The organism is Cyanobium sp. WAJ14-Wanaka, assembly GCF_024345375.1.
In the GTDB taxonomy this organism is placed as follows: domain Bacteria; phylum Cyanobacteriota; class Cyanobacteriia; order PCC-6307; family Cyanobiaceae; genus Cyanobium_A.
The window spans coordinates 758,975-774,231 of sequence record NZ_JAGQAZ010000001.1 but is presented as its reverse complement, the minus strand read 5'-3'; the positions used below and the strand labels follow the sequence as shown (position 1 = coordinate 774,231).

19 protein-coding genes are annotated in these 15,257 nt (G+C 61.7%); 3 read left to right on the top strand and 16 right to left on the bottom strand.

The genetic code is table 11. The features are described 5' to 3' along the window. Position 1: 1 nt before the first annotated feature. Genes KBY49_RS04300 through KBY49_RS04290 form a run of 3 tightly spaced genes read right to left on the bottom strand, consistent with a single transcriptional unit; the run spans position 2 to position 2,640 of the window. On the bottom strand, positions 2–1,846 hold the full coding sequence (locus KBY49_RS04300; RefSeq protein WP_254933503.1) for an NAD(P)H-quinone oxidoreductase subunit F: 1,845 nt from the start codon (positions 1,844–1,846) through the stop codon (positions 2–4). 12 nt (positions 1,847–1,858) lie between these two features. Then, positions 1,859–2,332, bottom strand: a complete 474-nt coding sequence (locus KBY49_RS04295) for a ferritin-like domain-containing protein (protein WP_254933502.1) — start codon at positions 2,330–2,332, stop codon at positions 1,859–1,861. Beyond that, entirely contained in the window at positions 2,332–2,640 is a 309-nt protein-coding gene (locus KBY49_RS04290; RefSeq protein ID WP_261346194.1) for a BMC domain-containing protein, read from the bottom strand. The genes KBY49_RS04295 and KBY49_RS04290 overlap by 1 nt, the downstream gene beginning before the upstream one ends. On the opposite strand from KBY49_RS04290, the gene KBY49_RS04285 reads away from it, so the two are divergent. Next, positions 2,639–3,076 (top strand): hypothetical protein, encoded by a 438-nt coding sequence (locus KBY49_RS04285; protein WP_254933501.1) that lies wholly within the window; start codon positions 2,639–2,641, stop codon positions 3,074–3,076. The genes KBY49_RS04290 and KBY49_RS04285 overlap by 2 nt on opposite strands. On the opposite strand, the gene KBY49_RS04280 is transcribed toward KBY49_RS04285, so the two are convergent. The 9 genes from KBY49_RS04280 to KBY49_RS04240 form a co-directional block, all read right to left on the bottom strand. Continuing rightward, positions 3,073–3,324, bottom strand: coding sequence for a carboxysome peptide B (locus KBY49_RS04280; protein ID WP_254928147.1), 252 nt, complete (start codon positions 3,322–3,324; stop codon positions 3,073–3,075). The genes KBY49_RS04285 and KBY49_RS04280 overlap by 4 nt on opposite strands. Then, positions 3,324–3,605, bottom strand: a complete 282-nt coding sequence (locus tag KBY49_RS04275; RefSeq protein WP_254933500.1) for a carboxysome peptide A — start codon at positions 3,603–3,605, stop codon at positions 3,324–3,326. The genes KBY49_RS04280 and KBY49_RS04275 overlap by 1 nt, the downstream gene beginning before the upstream one ends. A gap of 1 nt (position 3,606) precedes the next feature. Continuing rightward, positions 3,607–5,160 carry a carboxysome shell carbonic anhydrase gene (locus tag KBY49_RS04270; RefSeq protein WP_254933499.1) on the bottom strand — a complete coding sequence of 518 codons (1,554 nt, stop codon included), beginning with the start codon at positions 5,158–5,160 and terminating at the stop codon, positions 3,607–3,609. A 6-nt stretch (positions 5,161–5,166) separates the two neighbouring features. Next, entirely contained in the window at positions 5,167–7,542 is a 2,376-nt protein-coding gene (locus tag KBY49_RS04265; RefSeq protein ID WP_254933498.1) for a CsoS2 family carboxysome shell protein, read from the bottom strand. A 140-nt stretch (positions 7,543–7,682) separates the two neighbouring features. Then, on the bottom strand, positions 7,683–8,024 hold the full coding sequence (locus KBY49_RS04260; protein ID WP_254933497.1) for a ribulose bisphosphate carboxylase small subunit: 342 nt from the start codon (positions 8,022–8,024) through the stop codon (positions 7,683–7,685). 32 nt (positions 8,025–8,056) lie between these two features. After that, a complete protein-coding gene (locus KBY49_RS04255) occupies positions 8,057–9,469 on the bottom strand; it encodes a form I ribulose bisphosphate carboxylase large subunit (RefSeq protein WP_254933496.1) in 1,413 nt (470 codons plus the stop codon). Positions 9,470–9,532: 63 nt separating this feature from the next. Continuing rightward, entirely contained in the window at positions 9,533–9,844 is a 312-nt protein-coding gene (locus KBY49_RS04250) for a BMC domain-containing protein (RefSeq protein ID WP_254934022.1), read from the bottom strand. 247 nt (positions 9,845–10,091) lie between these two features. Next, the gene (locus tag KBY49_RS04245; RefSeq protein WP_254933495.1) at positions 10,092–10,373 is read right to left on the bottom strand and encodes a P-II family nitrogen regulator; all 282 of its coding nucleotides are present in this window, start codon (positions 10,371–10,373) and stop codon (positions 10,092–10,094) included. Between the two features lie 3 nt (positions 10,374–10,376). After that, positions 10,377–11,372, bottom strand: coding sequence for a sodium-dependent bicarbonate transport family permease (locus KBY49_RS04240; protein ID WP_254933494.1), 996 nt, complete (start codon positions 11,370–11,372; stop codon positions 10,377–10,379). 112 nt (positions 11,373–11,484) lie between these two features. On the opposite strand from KBY49_RS04240, the gene KBY49_RS04235 reads away from it, so the two are divergent. Further along, entirely contained in the window at positions 11,485–12,090 is a 606-nt protein-coding gene (locus tag KBY49_RS04235; protein ID WP_254933493.1) for a non-canonical purine NTP pyrophosphatase, read from the top strand. Positions 12,091–12,092: 2 nt separating this feature from the next. Here the strand turns inward: KBY49_RS04235 and KBY49_RS04230 are convergent, their stop codons facing one another. Next, positions 12,093–12,908, bottom strand: coding sequence for a BMC domain-containing protein (locus KBY49_RS04230; protein WP_254933492.1), 816 nt, complete (start codon positions 12,906–12,908; stop codon positions 12,093–12,095). A gap of 119 nt (positions 12,909–13,027) precedes the next feature. Between KBY49_RS04230 and KBY49_RS04225 the strand changes: the two genes are divergently transcribed. After that, positions 13,028–13,489, top strand: a complete 462-nt coding sequence (locus KBY49_RS04225) for a hypothetical protein (RefSeq protein ID WP_396099352.1) — start codon at positions 13,028–13,030, stop codon at positions 13,487–13,489. A gap of 16 nt (positions 13,490–13,505) precedes the next feature. Here KBY49_RS04225 and KBY49_RS04220 read toward each other — a convergent pair whose 3' ends face one another. From KBY49_RS04220 to psaM, 3 genes are all read right to left on the bottom strand, one after another. After that, a complete protein-coding gene (locus KBY49_RS04220; protein ID WP_254933491.1) occupies positions 13,506–14,480 on the bottom strand; it encodes a protochlorophyllide reductase in 975 nt (324 codons plus the stop codon). 31 nt (positions 14,481–14,511) lie between these two features. After that, complete coding sequence (locus KBY49_RS04215) at positions 14,512–14,835, bottom strand: hypothetical protein (RefSeq protein ID WP_254933490.1); 324 nt, start codon at positions 14,833–14,835, stop codon at positions 14,512–14,514. A 192-nt stretch (positions 14,836–15,027) separates the two neighbouring features. After that, on the bottom strand, positions 15,028–15,132 hold the full coding sequence (gene psaM, locus KBY49_RS04210; RefSeq protein ID WP_254933489.1) for a photosystem I reaction center subunit XII: 105 nt from the start codon (positions 15,130–15,132) through the stop codon (positions 15,028–15,030). Positions 15,133–15,257: the final 125 nt, after the last annotated feature.

Here is a 15,257-nt window from a genome sequence, read left to right as displayed (position 1 = left end):
CCTACGCGAAGAGCCAGGTGAGGGAGCTGAGCAGGATCACGATCGCCACGATCACGGTGAGCACGTAACTCTGCAGTTGGCCACTCACGCCCAGCTTGAGGTTCTCGGCACTCACTAGCGAAAACCGCCCCAGGCCATCTACAAAACCATTCACCACCATCCGATCAAGCCAATCGGTGAGTTGGGCCAGGCGGGATACAAAGGCCACCACGGTTTTTCGGTAAATCGTCTCGGTGTAGAAGTCGTAGGCGAGCAGATCCTGGAGCACCCGCAGGGGCTTAAGGAGGGAGCGCGACCAGAAGGTGTCGAGCCTTAGTTGGCAGCCAATCAAAACCCCTGCCAGGCCACTGGCCGCCACGGTTGCTGCGACCGGTATGGAGAAGGAGGCGATGCCGGGCACCGGATCAATGCGGGCCATGATCCAGGGCATCAGCAGCACCACCACGCTCAGGGCCACCATCGGCGTGGCCATTAGCCAATTGACCTCAGGTGCCCGCTTGGTTTTTGGCCTGGCAGGCCCCAGGAACACCTGGCGGAATACCCGGGTGAGGTTGAGGGCCGTCAGCAGGTTTGTGACCACAAAAACAGCTGCAAACCAGGGGGCACTGGCACTCAGGTTTTGAACCAGCAGGCCGTAGCACCAGAAGCATCCCAGGGGGAGCAACCCCACCAGGCCGGCGCCGCCCACCAGGTAGGCAATGGTGGTGGCTGGCATCCTGCCGGCCAGGCCGCCTAGCTCGGTGAGGTCCTGGCAGCTGGTGGTGGCAATCACGCTGCCAACGCTCATGAACAGCAGGGCCTTTGCCAGGCCATGGGCAAATAGCAGGAGCAGTGCCAGGCCCGGTTTTTGCAGGGCAATGGCGATAAAAACCAGGCCCAAATAGGAGCTTGTGGAATAGGAGAAGGCCCGTTTCAGGTCCACCTGGGCAATCGCCACCAGGGCGCCGCCCAGGGCGCTGATCACGCCCACGGCCAGCAGCACCTGGGTTGCCAGGGGCGACATCTGCAACAGGGGCATCAACTTCAGCAAAACCAGGGCACCAACGGTCACCACCACCGAATTGCGCAGGATTGAGGCCGGGTTGGGACCCTCCATGGCCTCATCCAGCCAGAGGTGCATCGGGAATTGGGCGCACTTGCCTATCGGCCCAGCGATCAGGCCTAATCCCAGCAGGGTTGCAGCCAGGGGCCGCAGGTTTGCCTGGGCGCTCCAGGCATAGAGATCGTTGAATTCCATCGAGCCGGCCCAGGCCGACAGGGTCACCATGCCCATCAGTAAAAGCACATCCCCCACCCTTTTGGTCAGGAAGGCATCCCTGGCTGCGGTAATCACCAGGGGTTGGGCGTACCAAAAACCCACCAGTAAATAGGTGGAGAGGGTGAGCATTTCCAACAGGAAATAGCTCAAAAAGAGGTTGCTACTCAGCACCACTCCCGCCATGGCCCCCTCGAAAAAGCCCACCAGGGCATAGAAACGGGCCAGGGACCAATCCTTATCCAGGTAGCCCAGGGCAAAAACCTGGCTGACCAGGCTCATGCAGGTAACCAGTTCGAGGGCCGCCAGGTTGGTGAGCGAAAGCTCGAAGCCGATGCGCAGATCTAGGTCGGCCACCGTCAACCAGGGCCAATCCAGGTGTTGGGGGCCCAGCTCCCAAACCAGCCCCAAAATCCAACTGCCGTGTAAGACGGCTACGAGAGTCAGGAGCAGATTGAGGTAGGCAGCGGGCCGGGGGCCATTGCGGGGGAACCAACCGGCCGTCCAGGGCAATGAAAACACCATGCCGCTGAACCCGTAGAGCGGTATCAGCCAGACCAGCTGGATCGGCAGGGGAAGGGGGGGATTCAAGGGGGCTTGGTTTTAGAAAGTGGCCCGCTCGAGGTGTCGGCTGCTTTGTCCGCCCAGGCTCTTGAGCCAGGCGTCCAGTTCGGCACCGTGGTGCTGTTCGTCGCTGAGAAGCTCTTGGAAAAATTCTGCATTGGCGCCGTCGCCAATGAGCAGGCAGAAGCGCACTGCTTCGCCGTAGTGCTGGATTAGGTCGTTTTCCAGCACGGTGTTGTGGCGCAGCAGCCCCACCAGGTCAGGGGCATGGGCAACGGCGCGCAGCTGGGATGCGGCAGGGGCCACCCCAACGGCCAGCATGCGCTGCACAATTTTTTCAGCGTGCTGCATTTCCTCCACGGTCTCGTGGCGAAAACGTTCGGCCGCGTCCATATCTCCCCATAGCCCCACAAGGGAGGCCTGGGTCATGTACTGCTGCACAGCAGACAGTTCAAGGCTTAGGGTGCGACCGAGATAACCCAGGACGCGCGGATGGACGGCGCCCATGGTCATCAGAGACGGCGGGTGGTGGCGGTGGCGATCAGGGCGGGCTCCACTTCGGTGTGGGGGCGGGCAATGATGTGGGCAGCGACAAGGCCGTCGCCAACGCGCTCACAGGCGTCTGCACCGGCGCGCACAGCGGCATTAACGGCACCGGTTTCGCCGCGAACCATCACGGTGACGTAGCCGCCGCCGACAAATTCCCTGGAGATCAGGGTCACTTCAGCCGCCTTGGTCATGGCGTCAGCCGCTTCAATCGCGGGGACCAGGCCACGGGTTTCGATCATGCCGAGGGCGATGCCCTGAATGGAAGGAGCCATGGCGTTGCTGCGGGGGGAGTTGGTGGGACGGGAGGTGCCAGCGCCGCCACCGGCACTGGTGTTGCGGGCCGGAGTGCTGGCCCCGGTTGCTTTGGACGTGGTAGCCCTGGAGCTAGCTGCCGAAGACCTGGCTGCCGAAGACCTTGCCGTGGTCGCCTTGGGGACGACGGTGGCTTTGACGACGGTGGACTTGCTCTCAGCAGCCTTGATCTCGGAAGCCTTGGTATCAGCAACCTTGGGTGCGGCTGCCGGCAGGGCCTTGGGGGGCACTGATGCAGGGGCTCCTGTGCCAGAGGGCGCGGCTGAACTGCCTTGCGCCTTGGTGGCTGGGGCTGTTCGGGAGTTGGGAGGTGGTGGTGGGGTGGCCATGGCTCAGGGGGGTTGGGGGCTGTGGGTAAGACCGGGGTTGGGGCAGAAAACTGCCCGATGCCCCTAGCCGTCTGGCTCCCAAAAATCGATGATTCCGCCGATCGTTAGATCGGTTTGGACCTCGGGATTGCCGCAGGCGAAGCGGGCCGCGGAGCCGCTGGCGGTGAACACCCAGTTGCCTGGAGATGCACCCACCGGATCAACGGCCACGCTGAGCTTGCCCTTGGGGGTCCGTAGCACCCGCAGGTTGGAGTGTTCCAGCCCGGGCACCCGCTGGGTGCAGACCAATGAACCGGTGACCTGCATGATTTCCATTAGGCGGCAACCCCAGTTGGAGCAGGTGGTTTGCCGGCTTCCGGATCCCAGTGGTCAATGATCCCAACAATTGTGAGATCGCTCGGGTACGACTTACTGCCCGCCGCTTCCCGAGCTGCCGAGCTGCCGACGCAGATCACCCAGTCGCCGGGGATGCAGCCAACCGCATCTACCGCCACCTTTTGGGTGATGCCATCGAGCACCACCTGCAGGTGTTTGTGCTCGAAATCGGGTATGCGGTTGGTGGATACCAATGGCTTAATCACCTGGCAGATCAACATTTCAGTGCCCCCCTCCGCTGGTGAATGTGATGGTGGAACCTACTGCCTCGGCAGGGGTGTGGCGGTCCTGGTCCCGCACGGTGAGGAGGGCATGCAGCAACCCCTGGGAGAAGAGGTCCGGATAGCGGTTTTCCATGGCGGCCAGAACCCGTTTGCAGCTGCGAATCGCCCGCTCTTTGGCGCCAGGCACCTGGCCGTTGTAGTCAAACCGCACGACCACCGGCACTGGCAGACCCCGGGAAACATTGAGGCCGCTGAAGATTTTTACGCCCACATCGAGGTCCGGGGCTCCCTCTTCAACGGTGTCCATATATGCGAAGTAGGTGAGATTGCGCAGGTGGATTTCCTTGAAACCAATGCCCACACCAATGAACCGCTCGGCATGGCCGGCATCGGCGTAACTGCTGGCGTGGTGTTGGCGCACGTAGTCGATCTGGGAGATGTTGTGCTCAAGAAGCCGGGCCACCAGCTTCACCATGCCGGGGTCAGGACTTGAGGCAGCGGCCTGCTCCACCAGCGCCTGGATGCGAACCCTGGCCTCAGCGCTGCCCAGGTGGGCGGTGGCGCCATAGACCTCTTGGGCATCGAGCCAGCGTTCCAGGTTGGTGCTGCCGTCCATGCCTGGTACATGTACGCGGATGGCGTCGGTGTCGGTATCGATGCCCATCAACAGCAGGTCCACCGAGGCTCCGCAGCAAAAGCTGTTTTCCACGGCCTGCTGGAAATCCTTCAGCCGGTTTAGGCCGCAGCTGGCGGCCAGGCCGTCGTCACTGCCATGGGCTGCGCAGCCCTCGTGGCTGGGGTCCTTGGAGCTGAAGTGATACAGCACCACTTTCAGGTAGCGGCTGTCCTCATGGGCCGGGTTAGGTAGGCCTTCCCGGTAGCGGCGATGCTCGGTTTTTACCCAGCGGTTGACCGTGTTCTCCACGTCAAACAGGGCACCGGCATGGGAGCGCCGCCGCACGGAACTAAAGGGCAGCCGCAGGGCGTAGGCGATCGCATGGGCAAGGCGCCCATCGGCACAGGGGGTCACATCCAGCAGGTGGAAGCCGCAGGAGAGCAGGAAGGCGTTGAATTCTTCTGCCGCCGGGCTGCCCGGTTTGCCCTGCAGGGGATCAACCTGGAAAAAACTGTCGCTGGTCTGTTCGTAGGTTTCAAATACGCACCAGGCAAACAGGGTGCGCATGTCCAGCTGACTAACCCAGGCCTTCTGCAGGATTGGCAGGGGCAGTTCAAAACCAAGCTCTGCCCTCGATAGGCCCTGGGCCGCTTCGATGAAATTGTCCTCGTGCTGCAGGGCGGAGAGCCGCTTCAGAAGCGGCACAATCCGATCAAAGTTGCCTTTTACCTGGCTTTCGTAGGCATGCAGGCTGGCGTTTTGCTGGCGCTCTGTCAGGGGATGGAGGCTGCCACCTCTGGCGCCATTTCCACCGACAACTGCGGGCGAGCCGGGGCTGAAGGCTGACCGGGAAGCCACTGCTGGAGCCCCAGGGCGCCGGCGGGGAGCCGTTGCTGCCATGGGGCGGTAGGGGGTGGCTGCAGGTCGGCGGGGCATCAGGTTTTAACCGCGGGCTCCGCCGGAAACCGTGATCAAGGAGCCGGCGCTGGTGTTCCCGCTTGAACCGGTCACCCGGCTGACGGGCTCAGGTACGGCGTCATTGCGCTTCGGCTGTTGGCCGGCCATGGCCGACATCGGACCGGTGCGGGTGGGATTGCGACGCCGGGCCGAAACCCCTTCCGTACCGGTTACCCGGTCGCCACGGTCCCAGTCGTCGCCGGTGATTTTCAGGCCAGCTGAAATTCCTTCGCCGGTGACCCTTGAAACGGGACGGGCGTCTTCATCCACACTGACAGGGGCGACAGTGGCGTGGGCGGCTTCAGGGGCCACCGGTCCGCGGGAGAACTGGGCACCACGGCGGTCAAAGCGGAACTGCTCGGTGCCGGTGACTTTGTCACCGGCCATATCAAAAGGGCCGGTAATCCTGCTCCCTTGCTCGTAGCTAGTGCCGGTTACGGCCTTGCTCTGCTCACGGGCGGTGTGGGCCACGCGGGCTGGGGATTGGACGCTGAATTGCTGCCAGGGTTGGCTGCCGCCCAGGGCTTGGGGAAAGTCGGCATCAGTGGCACTGGCCGCACCGCAGGCTTCAGCCAGTTGGTCTGAGCCGATGTAAGGAGTGCCACTAATGGATTCACAGGCACCGCGGCCGGCACCGGTCATCACGCCGCCAATGCCTGGCTGGATTCCACTCATCCTGTTTGAGCCGCGTACCGGAGTGCGCTGGCGAATTTCCCTGATCTGGTTGCTATTGCAGAAGCTGCCTGCCTGGTCAAGGCCTGCATAGGGGGTGCCGGTCACAACTTTGCAGCTGCCAGGCTCATCGCCCGTCACCTTTTCGGAGCGGCCGGTGCGGGTGCCGCTCACCACCTGGGCCCGGTTGGTGACGCTAAAGCCCACCTTGGCGGCCTCGGGGGCGGGCTTGGTGCCGCAGAAGCTGTCGTATTGCTGGCTGCCCACATATTCGTCACCGGTCACCATGCGGCAACTGCCGGGTTCGTCGCCGGTCACGTGCTGGCTGCGGCCCACGTGGGTGCCGGTAATGCCAGTGCCCCTAAGGGTGTTGAGGGTGGAAACCTTGGTGGGAGCCCTGCCAGCGATCTGGCTTTGATCGCCCACGTATTGGCTGCCAGTGAGTTGCTTGCCTGAACCGGATTCATCGCCAGTCACCTTTTCAGAGCGACCCACCATCACCCCGGAGACAGCCTGGCCCGATTGGGTCTGGCTGCGGCCCACCTTGCGGGGGCTGGGCTTGCCGCCGCCGCAGTAGGAGGCCATTTGGTTGGCCGACACATATTCAGTGCCGGTCACGTTTTTGCAGGTCCCGGGCTCGTCGCCGGTGACCTTCTCGGATCTGCCCACCTCATTGCCGGTGACCCGGTTGCCGTGGCTGGTGTCGGTGACGCGCACCTTGGCCGGCTGGCTGGGGCTGGGCTCGCTCTTGCAGAAGGTGCGGAAGATCTCCGCCCCCATGTATTCGGTACCTGTGATCGAACGACAGGTGCTGGCCTCATTGCCAGTGGTTTTGACCGAGCGGTTGGCTTGGGTGCCCGTGACCACCTGGCCACTGGTGGTTTCACTGACGCCAACCTTCCAATGGGCTTCAGCGGCGGCTGCCTGCTTGGAGCCGTGGATGTTGGGGCCGGAAGGACGGGTGCCACCGCTGCGGCTGGTGCCGGCGCTGCCAACTTTTGCCTTCAGTTCCCGCACCTTTTGGGAAAGTTCACGGCCGGTCATCTCGCTGTTGCCTTGGCGGGCAACGGCTGCGGCACTGGTGCTGGAGGGTGTGCTGGCCGACTTGCCGCGCTTGGAAAGGGATTCACGGCGGGCCAAAACCAGGGCCCGGCTGGGGTTTGTTATGGCGGTTCTCTTTGCGGTGACCCTGCGATCAGCACTCTTGGCAGCTGGATTCGAAAGGGACAGCTGGGGAACTGCAGAACGGGCCGATTCTGTGGCGACCTTTTGATCATCCACGCTGGCCTTCACGGGCGCAGCCTTGGGAAAATCAGTGCGGGTACGGTCTTTAGAGGTGTCGGCACGCTTGCCGCCCTTGGCCAGGGCTTCGCGGCGGGCCAGCACCAACTCACGGCTGGGGTTTGAAACTGGCTTGGCGGGACTGCGGCGTCCAGCGGCAGGGGCTGTGCCCAGCAGGGAGCGGCTCGCAGCCCGGGCTGGTGCATGGGCTGCCTGAGAGGGGGCTGCCTGAGAGGGGGCTGCCTTGGCTGGTGCGGCCTCTGCGGCACCTGTCCGGGTTGGACGGGCGTCGCCGACCGTGCGGACTCGGCTTGGAGCTGAGGTGTAGCGGCTTACGGCTTTTTTACCGCCGTTGGTGAGGGCCTTACGGCGCTCAATAGCCGCTTCCCGGCTGGATGTGCTGGCCATGTCCGCCCGTCGAAAGGAATGCTTAAAAGGATCTGTCCAGCGTTAGCTGGACAGAAAGGGGTTGGTCCCAGCTCAAGCCGGGACCGGATTTGTCCGTGAAGATCAACATTGAAGTTCGAAATGAACTTCAGTGTCGAAGATCAGCGGCCTTCGAAAACCACGAAGCAGGAGCCCTGGCTTTGGGTGTAGGCGTCGTAGCCGACCAAACGCACGTGGTGGTCGGGGTAGGCGCGGTGGCAAGCCTCCAGCTCGCTCACGATTACACCAAGATCCTTCTCGCCGAAGAAGGGCAGTTTCCAGAACGACCAGTAGGTCGTCATGGAATTGCTGGGATGGACATGCTCAACGAGCGGGCTCCAACCCTGGGCAATGATGTAAGCGATTTGATCGTAGATCTCGTCCTGGGTCATCGGCGGGAGGAAGCCGAATGTCTCCAGGGTGGCGACTGTTTGATAGTCACCCACGGTGCTCTTGAAAGGCATGGGGATCCTTTAGGTGGATGGAAATGGATTAATCAGTTGACGTCGAGTTTGTCGACGGTGTCGAACTCGAACTTGATTTCCTTCCAGGTCTCAAGAGCGATAGCCAGCTCGGGGCTGTGCTTCGCGGCTTCCAGAAGGATGTCGCGACCTTCGCGCTCGATCTCGCGACCTGCGTTGCGAGCCTTGACACAGGCCTCGAGGGCCACGCGGTTGGCTGCTGCACCAGCGGCGGAACCCCAGGGGTGACCGTGGGTACCACCACCGAACTGGAGCACGGAATCGTCGCCAAAGATGGCAACCAGTGCGGGCATGTGCCACACGTGGATACCGCCGGAGGCCACGGCGAACACGCCGCCCATGGAACCCCAGTCTTGGTCAAAGAAGTTGCCACGGCTGCGATCTTCGGGAACGAAGGATTCACGAAGTTGGTCGATGTAGCCCAAGGTCGACTGGCGGTCGCCCTCTAGCTTGCCGACCACGGTGCCGGTGTGGAGCTGGTCACCACCGGAGAGGCGCAGGCACTTGGCCAGCACCCGGAAGTGGATGCCGTGCTTGGGGTGACGGTCAATCACAGCGTGCATTGCACGGTGAATGTGCAGCAACATGCCGTTCTTACGGCACCACTTGGCAAGACCGGTGTTGGCGGTGAAGCCACCGGTGATGTAGTCGTGCATGATGATGGGTTGGCCCAGTTCTTTGGCGAACTCGGCCCGCTCATACATCTCCTCAGGAGTGGCGGCGGTGCAGTTGAGGTAGTGCCCCTTCTTCTCGCCGGTTTCCTGCTGGGCCAGGTTGGTGGCTTCAGCGACGAACTCGAAACGGTTCTGCCAACGCTGGAAGGGCTGGGAGTTGATGTTTTCGTCGTCCTTGGTGAAGTCAAGACCACCGCGGAGGCATTCATACACAACCCGGCCGTAGTTCTTGCCGCTCAGGCCGAGTTTCGGCTTGATGGTGCAACCAAGGAGGGGACGGCCGTACTTATTCATACGGTCGCGCTCAACCACGATGCCGTTCGGGGGACCCATGCAGGTCTTGATGAACGCCATCGGGAAGCGAATGTCTTCCAGGCGCAGGTTGCGCAGGGCTTTGAAACCAAACACGTTGCCGACCAAGGAGGTCAGAACGTTGGTGATCGAACCTTCCTCGAACAGGTCGAGGGGATAGGCGATGAAGGCATAGAAGGCTTCCTTGTCGCCAGGAACGTCTTCGATGCGGTAGCAACGGCCTTTGTAGAAGTCGAGATCGGTGAGGAGCTCGGACCACACAGTGGACCAGGTGCCGGTTGAGGATTCAGCGGCCACGGCTGCGGCAACTTCTTCCTTGGGGACGCCTTCCTGGCCGGTGCACTTAAAGCACGCCAGCAGGTCGGTATCTAGGGGGACGTAATCAGGAGTCCAATACGTGTCGCGGTACTCCTTAACCCCGGCGTCGTACTTCTTGCTCATGGAGTTTCTGCGGTTGGGTCGGTAAGGGAATGGGTTGGTTTAACGCCTCAGGCGTCGCTCAACTCAGTCCTTTTGACCTGCGTAGTTGCCATTGCCTAGCGCGGGCTCCACTTCCTTGTGGGGGCGGGCAATGATGTGGGCTGCCACCAGGCCGTCGCCGACGCGCTCGCAGGCATCAGCGCCAGCGCGCACAGCTGCGTTGACGGCACCGGTTTCGCCACGGACCATCACGGTGACGTAGCCGCCGCCGACAAATTCGCGACCGATGAGGCGCACTTCCGCGGCCTTGGTCATTGCGTCTGCCGCTTCGATCGCGGGGACAAGACCCCGGGTTTCGATCATGCCTAGGGCGATGCCCATGGATTCGTTAGCCATTGCCTGCTCCTGAAGGAGGGGGTGGAATGTTCGCAAGCAACCATGCTCGTCTGATCAGCCTCCCGTCAAGCCATTTCGGCCCGTTTTGCCATCACCTTCTTGGCTGCCATTGATAAGTGAGGCTGATTAGTTGCTTACAAAACTTTGGGATCGCTTCTGGGCCCAGTGTTTGCAGGGGTTCTCAATGGTGTGAATTTGAGCACCTTGGCGGCTTTTGGTGTTGACCGCGGCCGAATTTTTTGTTCAGCTAAAGAGTTGTTGCTTCGGAAACGAAGGCCACCCCGCCGTAGTAATCGAGCAGGGGTTGGATCCCTTCCCGCAACTTCACCAGAAGTTCGGGCTCGCAAAACAGGATCACATGGGCATTTGCCCCCAGACCGCTGAAGTCCATGGCTTCGGAAACTTCGCCGTGGGGCCCCTTGCCCGTCACGTGGCGCATCACCGAATAGCCGGGGCAGCCGGAGGCCTCGATGGCCCTGATTACCCGGTCTAGCTCCCGTTCGCTCAGGATTAGGTCAACACGTTTCATGGCTTAGCTGGCGGCGGGGAGAAATTTGTTGACCAGGGCCATGTAGGCAGGAATGCCCACAATGATGTTGAAGGGGAAGGTGACCCCCAGGGCCGTGGAGATGTAGAGGCTTGGGTTGGCCTCCGGCACGGTCATTCTCATCGCCGCTGGAACGGCGATGTAGGAGGCGCTGGCGCAAAGCACCACAAACAGCAGGGCGTTGCCATGGCCCAGTCCTAGCCCCTTGGCGATCAGAACCCCCACTAGGGCATTGAACAGGGGCATCAACACTGCAAAGCCAATCAGGAAGGGCCCTGCCCTGCGCAGATCTGAAAGCCTTTGGGCGGCCACAATGCCCATGTCCAGGAGGAAAAAGCTCAGGGCCCCGTAGAAGAGCTTGTCGGTGAAGGGCAGCATCTTCTCGGCGCCGTGGGGGCTGCTACTGGCCACCAGCACGCCAATAATCAGGCTGCCCACCAGCAGAAAAACCGAGCTGTTAAGGAAGGCTTCTTGCAGCACGGCCCCCCAGCGCATCCCTTTTTCGTCGGGCCTTTTTTGCGGTGCGGCCAGTTTCACCAGCAGCAGGCCCACGATGATCGCCGGCGACTCCATCAGGGCAAGGGCCGCCACCATGAAGCCGTCGAAGGGGATCTTTTGGCTTTCGAGAAAGCTCTGGGCGGTGATGAAGGTGACCGCACTGATCGAGCCAAAGGTGGCAGCGATGGCGGCGGCGTTGAAGTTGTCGAGTTTGAGCTTAAGGATCAAAAAGCTGTAAACAGGCACGGCCAGCGACATCAAAATCGCGGCCACAATTGTCGGCAAAACCTGGCCCCCTAGGCCGCTATGGGCCAGTTCCAGGCCACCGCGAAAGCCAATCGCCAGAAGCAAGTAGAGGGAGAAGAGCTTGGGCAGGGGCGCTGGAATATCCAGGTCTGAGCCCACTAGCACCGCCAGTACCCCAAGAAAGAAAAACAGAACCGGTGGGGTTAGAAGGTTCTGTAGAACCAGGCTTGTCTCCATGCGGGTTCTGGCCACCAAGGTCGCGGAACGATAGGTCCTTGGCAGCGGTTAACTGACATCCCACCGGCGATGCGACACGCTGCTTGAAACTGCGGTGCCCTGGGCGGGCACAATGGCCCTATCCGAGGGGGCATCCGTGCAGCGGCCAGTTCTGGTGATAGCCAGTGGCAACCCCTTCAAGGTGGCTGAAATTTCGGCCATGCTCGATGCGGTGGAGCTCGAGGTCCGTCAGCAACCGGATGGGGTGGAAATAGAGGAAACGGGCAGCACCTATGCCGCCAATGCCCGGTTGAAGGCCGAAGCGATTGCCCGGCTCACCGGTGAGTGGGCCCTGGCCGACGACTCTGGCCTGGAGGTGGATGCCCTGGGTGGGGCGCCCGGTGTCTGGTCTGCCCGCTATGCCCCCACCGACCGGGAGCGGATCCAGCGACTGCTTAATGAGCTGGGGGACACCCCCTACCGAAGCGCCAGTTTCAATAGCGCCATGGCTCTGGCCGATCCTTCGGGCACAACAGTGCTGGAGTCGCAGGGAATTTGTCGCGGCGAAATTCTGCCGGCTCCTGTTGGAACCGGTGGGGGCTACGACCCGATTTTTTGGGTGCGCGAGGCCGGTAATAGCTACGGATCCTTGGGCGCACACCTGCGCTTCAGGCTGGGTAGCCGAGGCAAGGCGGCCAGGGATTTGGCCCCGGGCCTAAGGCGTCTGCTGGGCCTCTAGCCCTATTGGGCAGATTGGTTGATGTGGTGAATGGCCCGCATCGCCGCAGCTGCAGCCTCCTCCACATCGCCCTCTTTGCCAGCCAGGGTGAGGCGACCGAAGGCCCCGACCGCTTTGACATCCACCACCGTGATGTTGGACGACTTCTCTGCCTCGTTGGCCGCTATGAGCACGTAGCCGGCGGGCTCGGTTTCGAGGATGAACATGCTCATCCCCGACTGGATCATCGAGCCGCGCCGGTTTTGGCGGTTGATCAGCACCGCATGGTCTGGGGTGATGGCTCGAATGATTTCGGTCCAGCTCACTTCACAGCGGCTGCGGCGCTCGATGCTGCTGCCGATCGCTTCCAGCACCACATCGCCGGAGTGGAGCACATTGCTCTGGTCGCGGTGGTAGAGGGCGAGCGAGCCAAAGGCCCGCTCCACGATCATTTGGCCCAGGCGCACGGTGCTGGCCTTGAGGGCTATGTCCGTGACCCTGTGCACCGCCATCCCCGGCGACACCTCAAGCCAGAGGCAGGCATCGCCTGGAATGGGCAGGAATCCCTGGGAGACCGTGCCCATGTAGGCAGCCAGTTGGGGCTGCAGGGAATCGAGGAAAACGTAGGTGCGCAGCTCAATCGACTGCACGTGGCTGGACTGCCGCGCCAGCCTTGAACCTTCGCTGTCGGTGGTGATGACGCAGCTGGCTCCGCTGCTCTCGCCGCTGACCACTGTGCCCGTAATTGCAGTGCGCTCACCAGATCTGGCCCCAAGGGCTCCAGATCTCGCCCCTATCCGGGCGGCAGATCTCGAGGGTGGCAGCGAGCTTGGGGGCATCTAATTATGTGGCTCGCCCCGCGCTACTTACTGGTGGCGAGACTTTACCGCTCAGCCGCCAGGCCCTTGCGGCCTGAAAAGGAGCCGGTACCGTCCAGCCATCGTTGGACCTGATTCCGATGGCCACCAAGCGCAACTCCCAGACCGCCACCGCCACAACCACTACCTCCACCACCGCTAAACCGATGCAGGAATGGATGGCCCAGGCCGCCGCCGATGGGGTGAAGCCCGAACAGGCCCTGGCCTTCATTGGCCTGGGTTTGATGCAGAAAATGGCCGCCGCCGGCCAGGACCTGCCCTGGTCCTGGAATGAGGGAGAGGATGGTGGTCAAGCGGACCTGGCCGCCCTGCGCCAACGGCTCGAATTGATTCAGCTGGCAATTCAGACCAGCGCACCCTTGAGCACCGCTGAAGTGAGCCACCTGCTGGGGGCCAGGCCTGGTACTGCCCTGGTGGAGCGCGGCGGCCTGTTGGCCCGGCGGGTCAGCCGCAACGTGTGGAAGCTCAGCCGCAGCTCCGACGACGGCGAGAGGGGTGCAAGCAATGGCTTTGGTGGCGATGGTTTCCGCCGCCGCCTTTGATGGTTAGCTGTTTGGGCTAGGCCAGGCCCACCAGCTTCTTGGAGAGATCCCAGACCCCTTGGGCCGTTTCTGGATTGCTGGCCTTGCCAGATAGCTCCTGGCTGAACTGCTTGCCGCCTTCCTTTTGGCGATTGCCCCAGCTCCAGTGAACCCCGGAGCTGGCAAATTCTGGATCGGCTACCACCTGGGCCACCCGCTCACCGGCTAGGGCTTGGCTCACGTAGCCCCCGGTGATGTTTTTCTGAAACCAGGGAAAGATCTTTTGAAATGCCCTTGGGGCATGGCGAAAAAGGGGCGTGTCAGCCACGCAGCCCGGGTAGAGCGAGCTGAACACAATCCCGGTTTGGGCGTGGAGCCGGCGGTGCAGTTCCTGGGTGGTGATCATGTTGCAGAGCTTGCTGTCCTTGTAGGCCTTGCCGGGCTTGAAGGGCTTGGCATTGGCCATGGCGATCGGAGCCTTAAATCCCGCCTTGAAGCCGGCCAGGTCGCCGAGGTCCGCTGGGGCCGGGATGGGGATTTTGCCGCCCAACTCCTTGGAATTCGCCGTGACGGTGCCCATGATCACCACCCTGCGGGAGGGGTGCTCAGAGCGTTGAATTTCCTCCAGCAGCAATTGGATCAGGAGGAAATGGCCCAGGTGGTTTGTGGCCATTGAAAGCTCGTAACCCTGGGGGGATCGCTCGGGTTGCTTAAGGCGGGGCTTGTAGACGGCCGCATTGATCAACAGGGCATCTAGGGGCTGGCCCAGGGAGGCCACAAGGGTTTCGACACCAACCCGGACGCTATCCAGATCGCCTAAATCCATGCGCAGATGGTTCAGGAATTGATCTGGAATATCCATGGCTTGGGCCGCCGCCGCCGCCTTGACCGGGTCCCGATTGGCGGTGACCACGGTCCAGCCCCTGGCCACCAGGGCCTTTGTGGCATTGAGCCCAACTCCCGAGGTGGTACCGGTTATCAGAACGGTTCCGGTGCGGGAGATGGCAGCCATGGATGGGCCAGCTTGGCTAAGGGACTCCAACCTACGGCTGGCGCTGCCAGACGACCCTCAGCTTGTTGGGGGAAATCCACTGATTTTGTTCGCGGATCAATTGTTGTTCTCCGCCTGCGGCAAACAATTGATCAAATCGGTCACGGGCCTTGCTGAGCTTTGAGTTCTCCAGTTCAAGCACCGCACTCAATTCGCCTTGGCGCTCCATCCGCTCCTGGTAGGCAACACCAAGCCTCATCAGGCTTACCCCAGTCACCGCCACCAAGCTGAGCTTGACCGTAAGGCCCACCAGGCTGCAGAGCAACTCTTGGCTGGCAGATGAAAGGCTCAGTAGCTCACCATTGCTCCCAAACACAGCATGTTTCGAGGGCACAATGGTGGGTTTGCTAAGCAAATTGTTGGGCTTGCTAGCTGCCGGCTGGTGGGGGCGTGACCGGATTGCCAATTGATAAACCAACGCCGGATTGAGGGTTTTTTAGCGGTTAAAGCGTGCCGCCGCAATCTATCCCCCCTATCCGAACAGGATTTCAGGATCAGTTTTCCCGAATCAGGCCTCGTAGAGGCTGAAGCAGAGGCGAACGGCCAAAACGCCAGCGTGGGCAGCCACCACCAGGGCAATCAGGATTTCGGCTTGGCTGAGGGAAGACACCATGGCTCAATAGAAGTTGTGGTTGATCCATTGTTCTGCTTGAAGTAGCTACGGTCCAGGAATTAATGGCCTGCTGTCACAGCTCTTGATGGCCATTGACCCAGGGAGTTTTGATCAAGTGCAAGCAC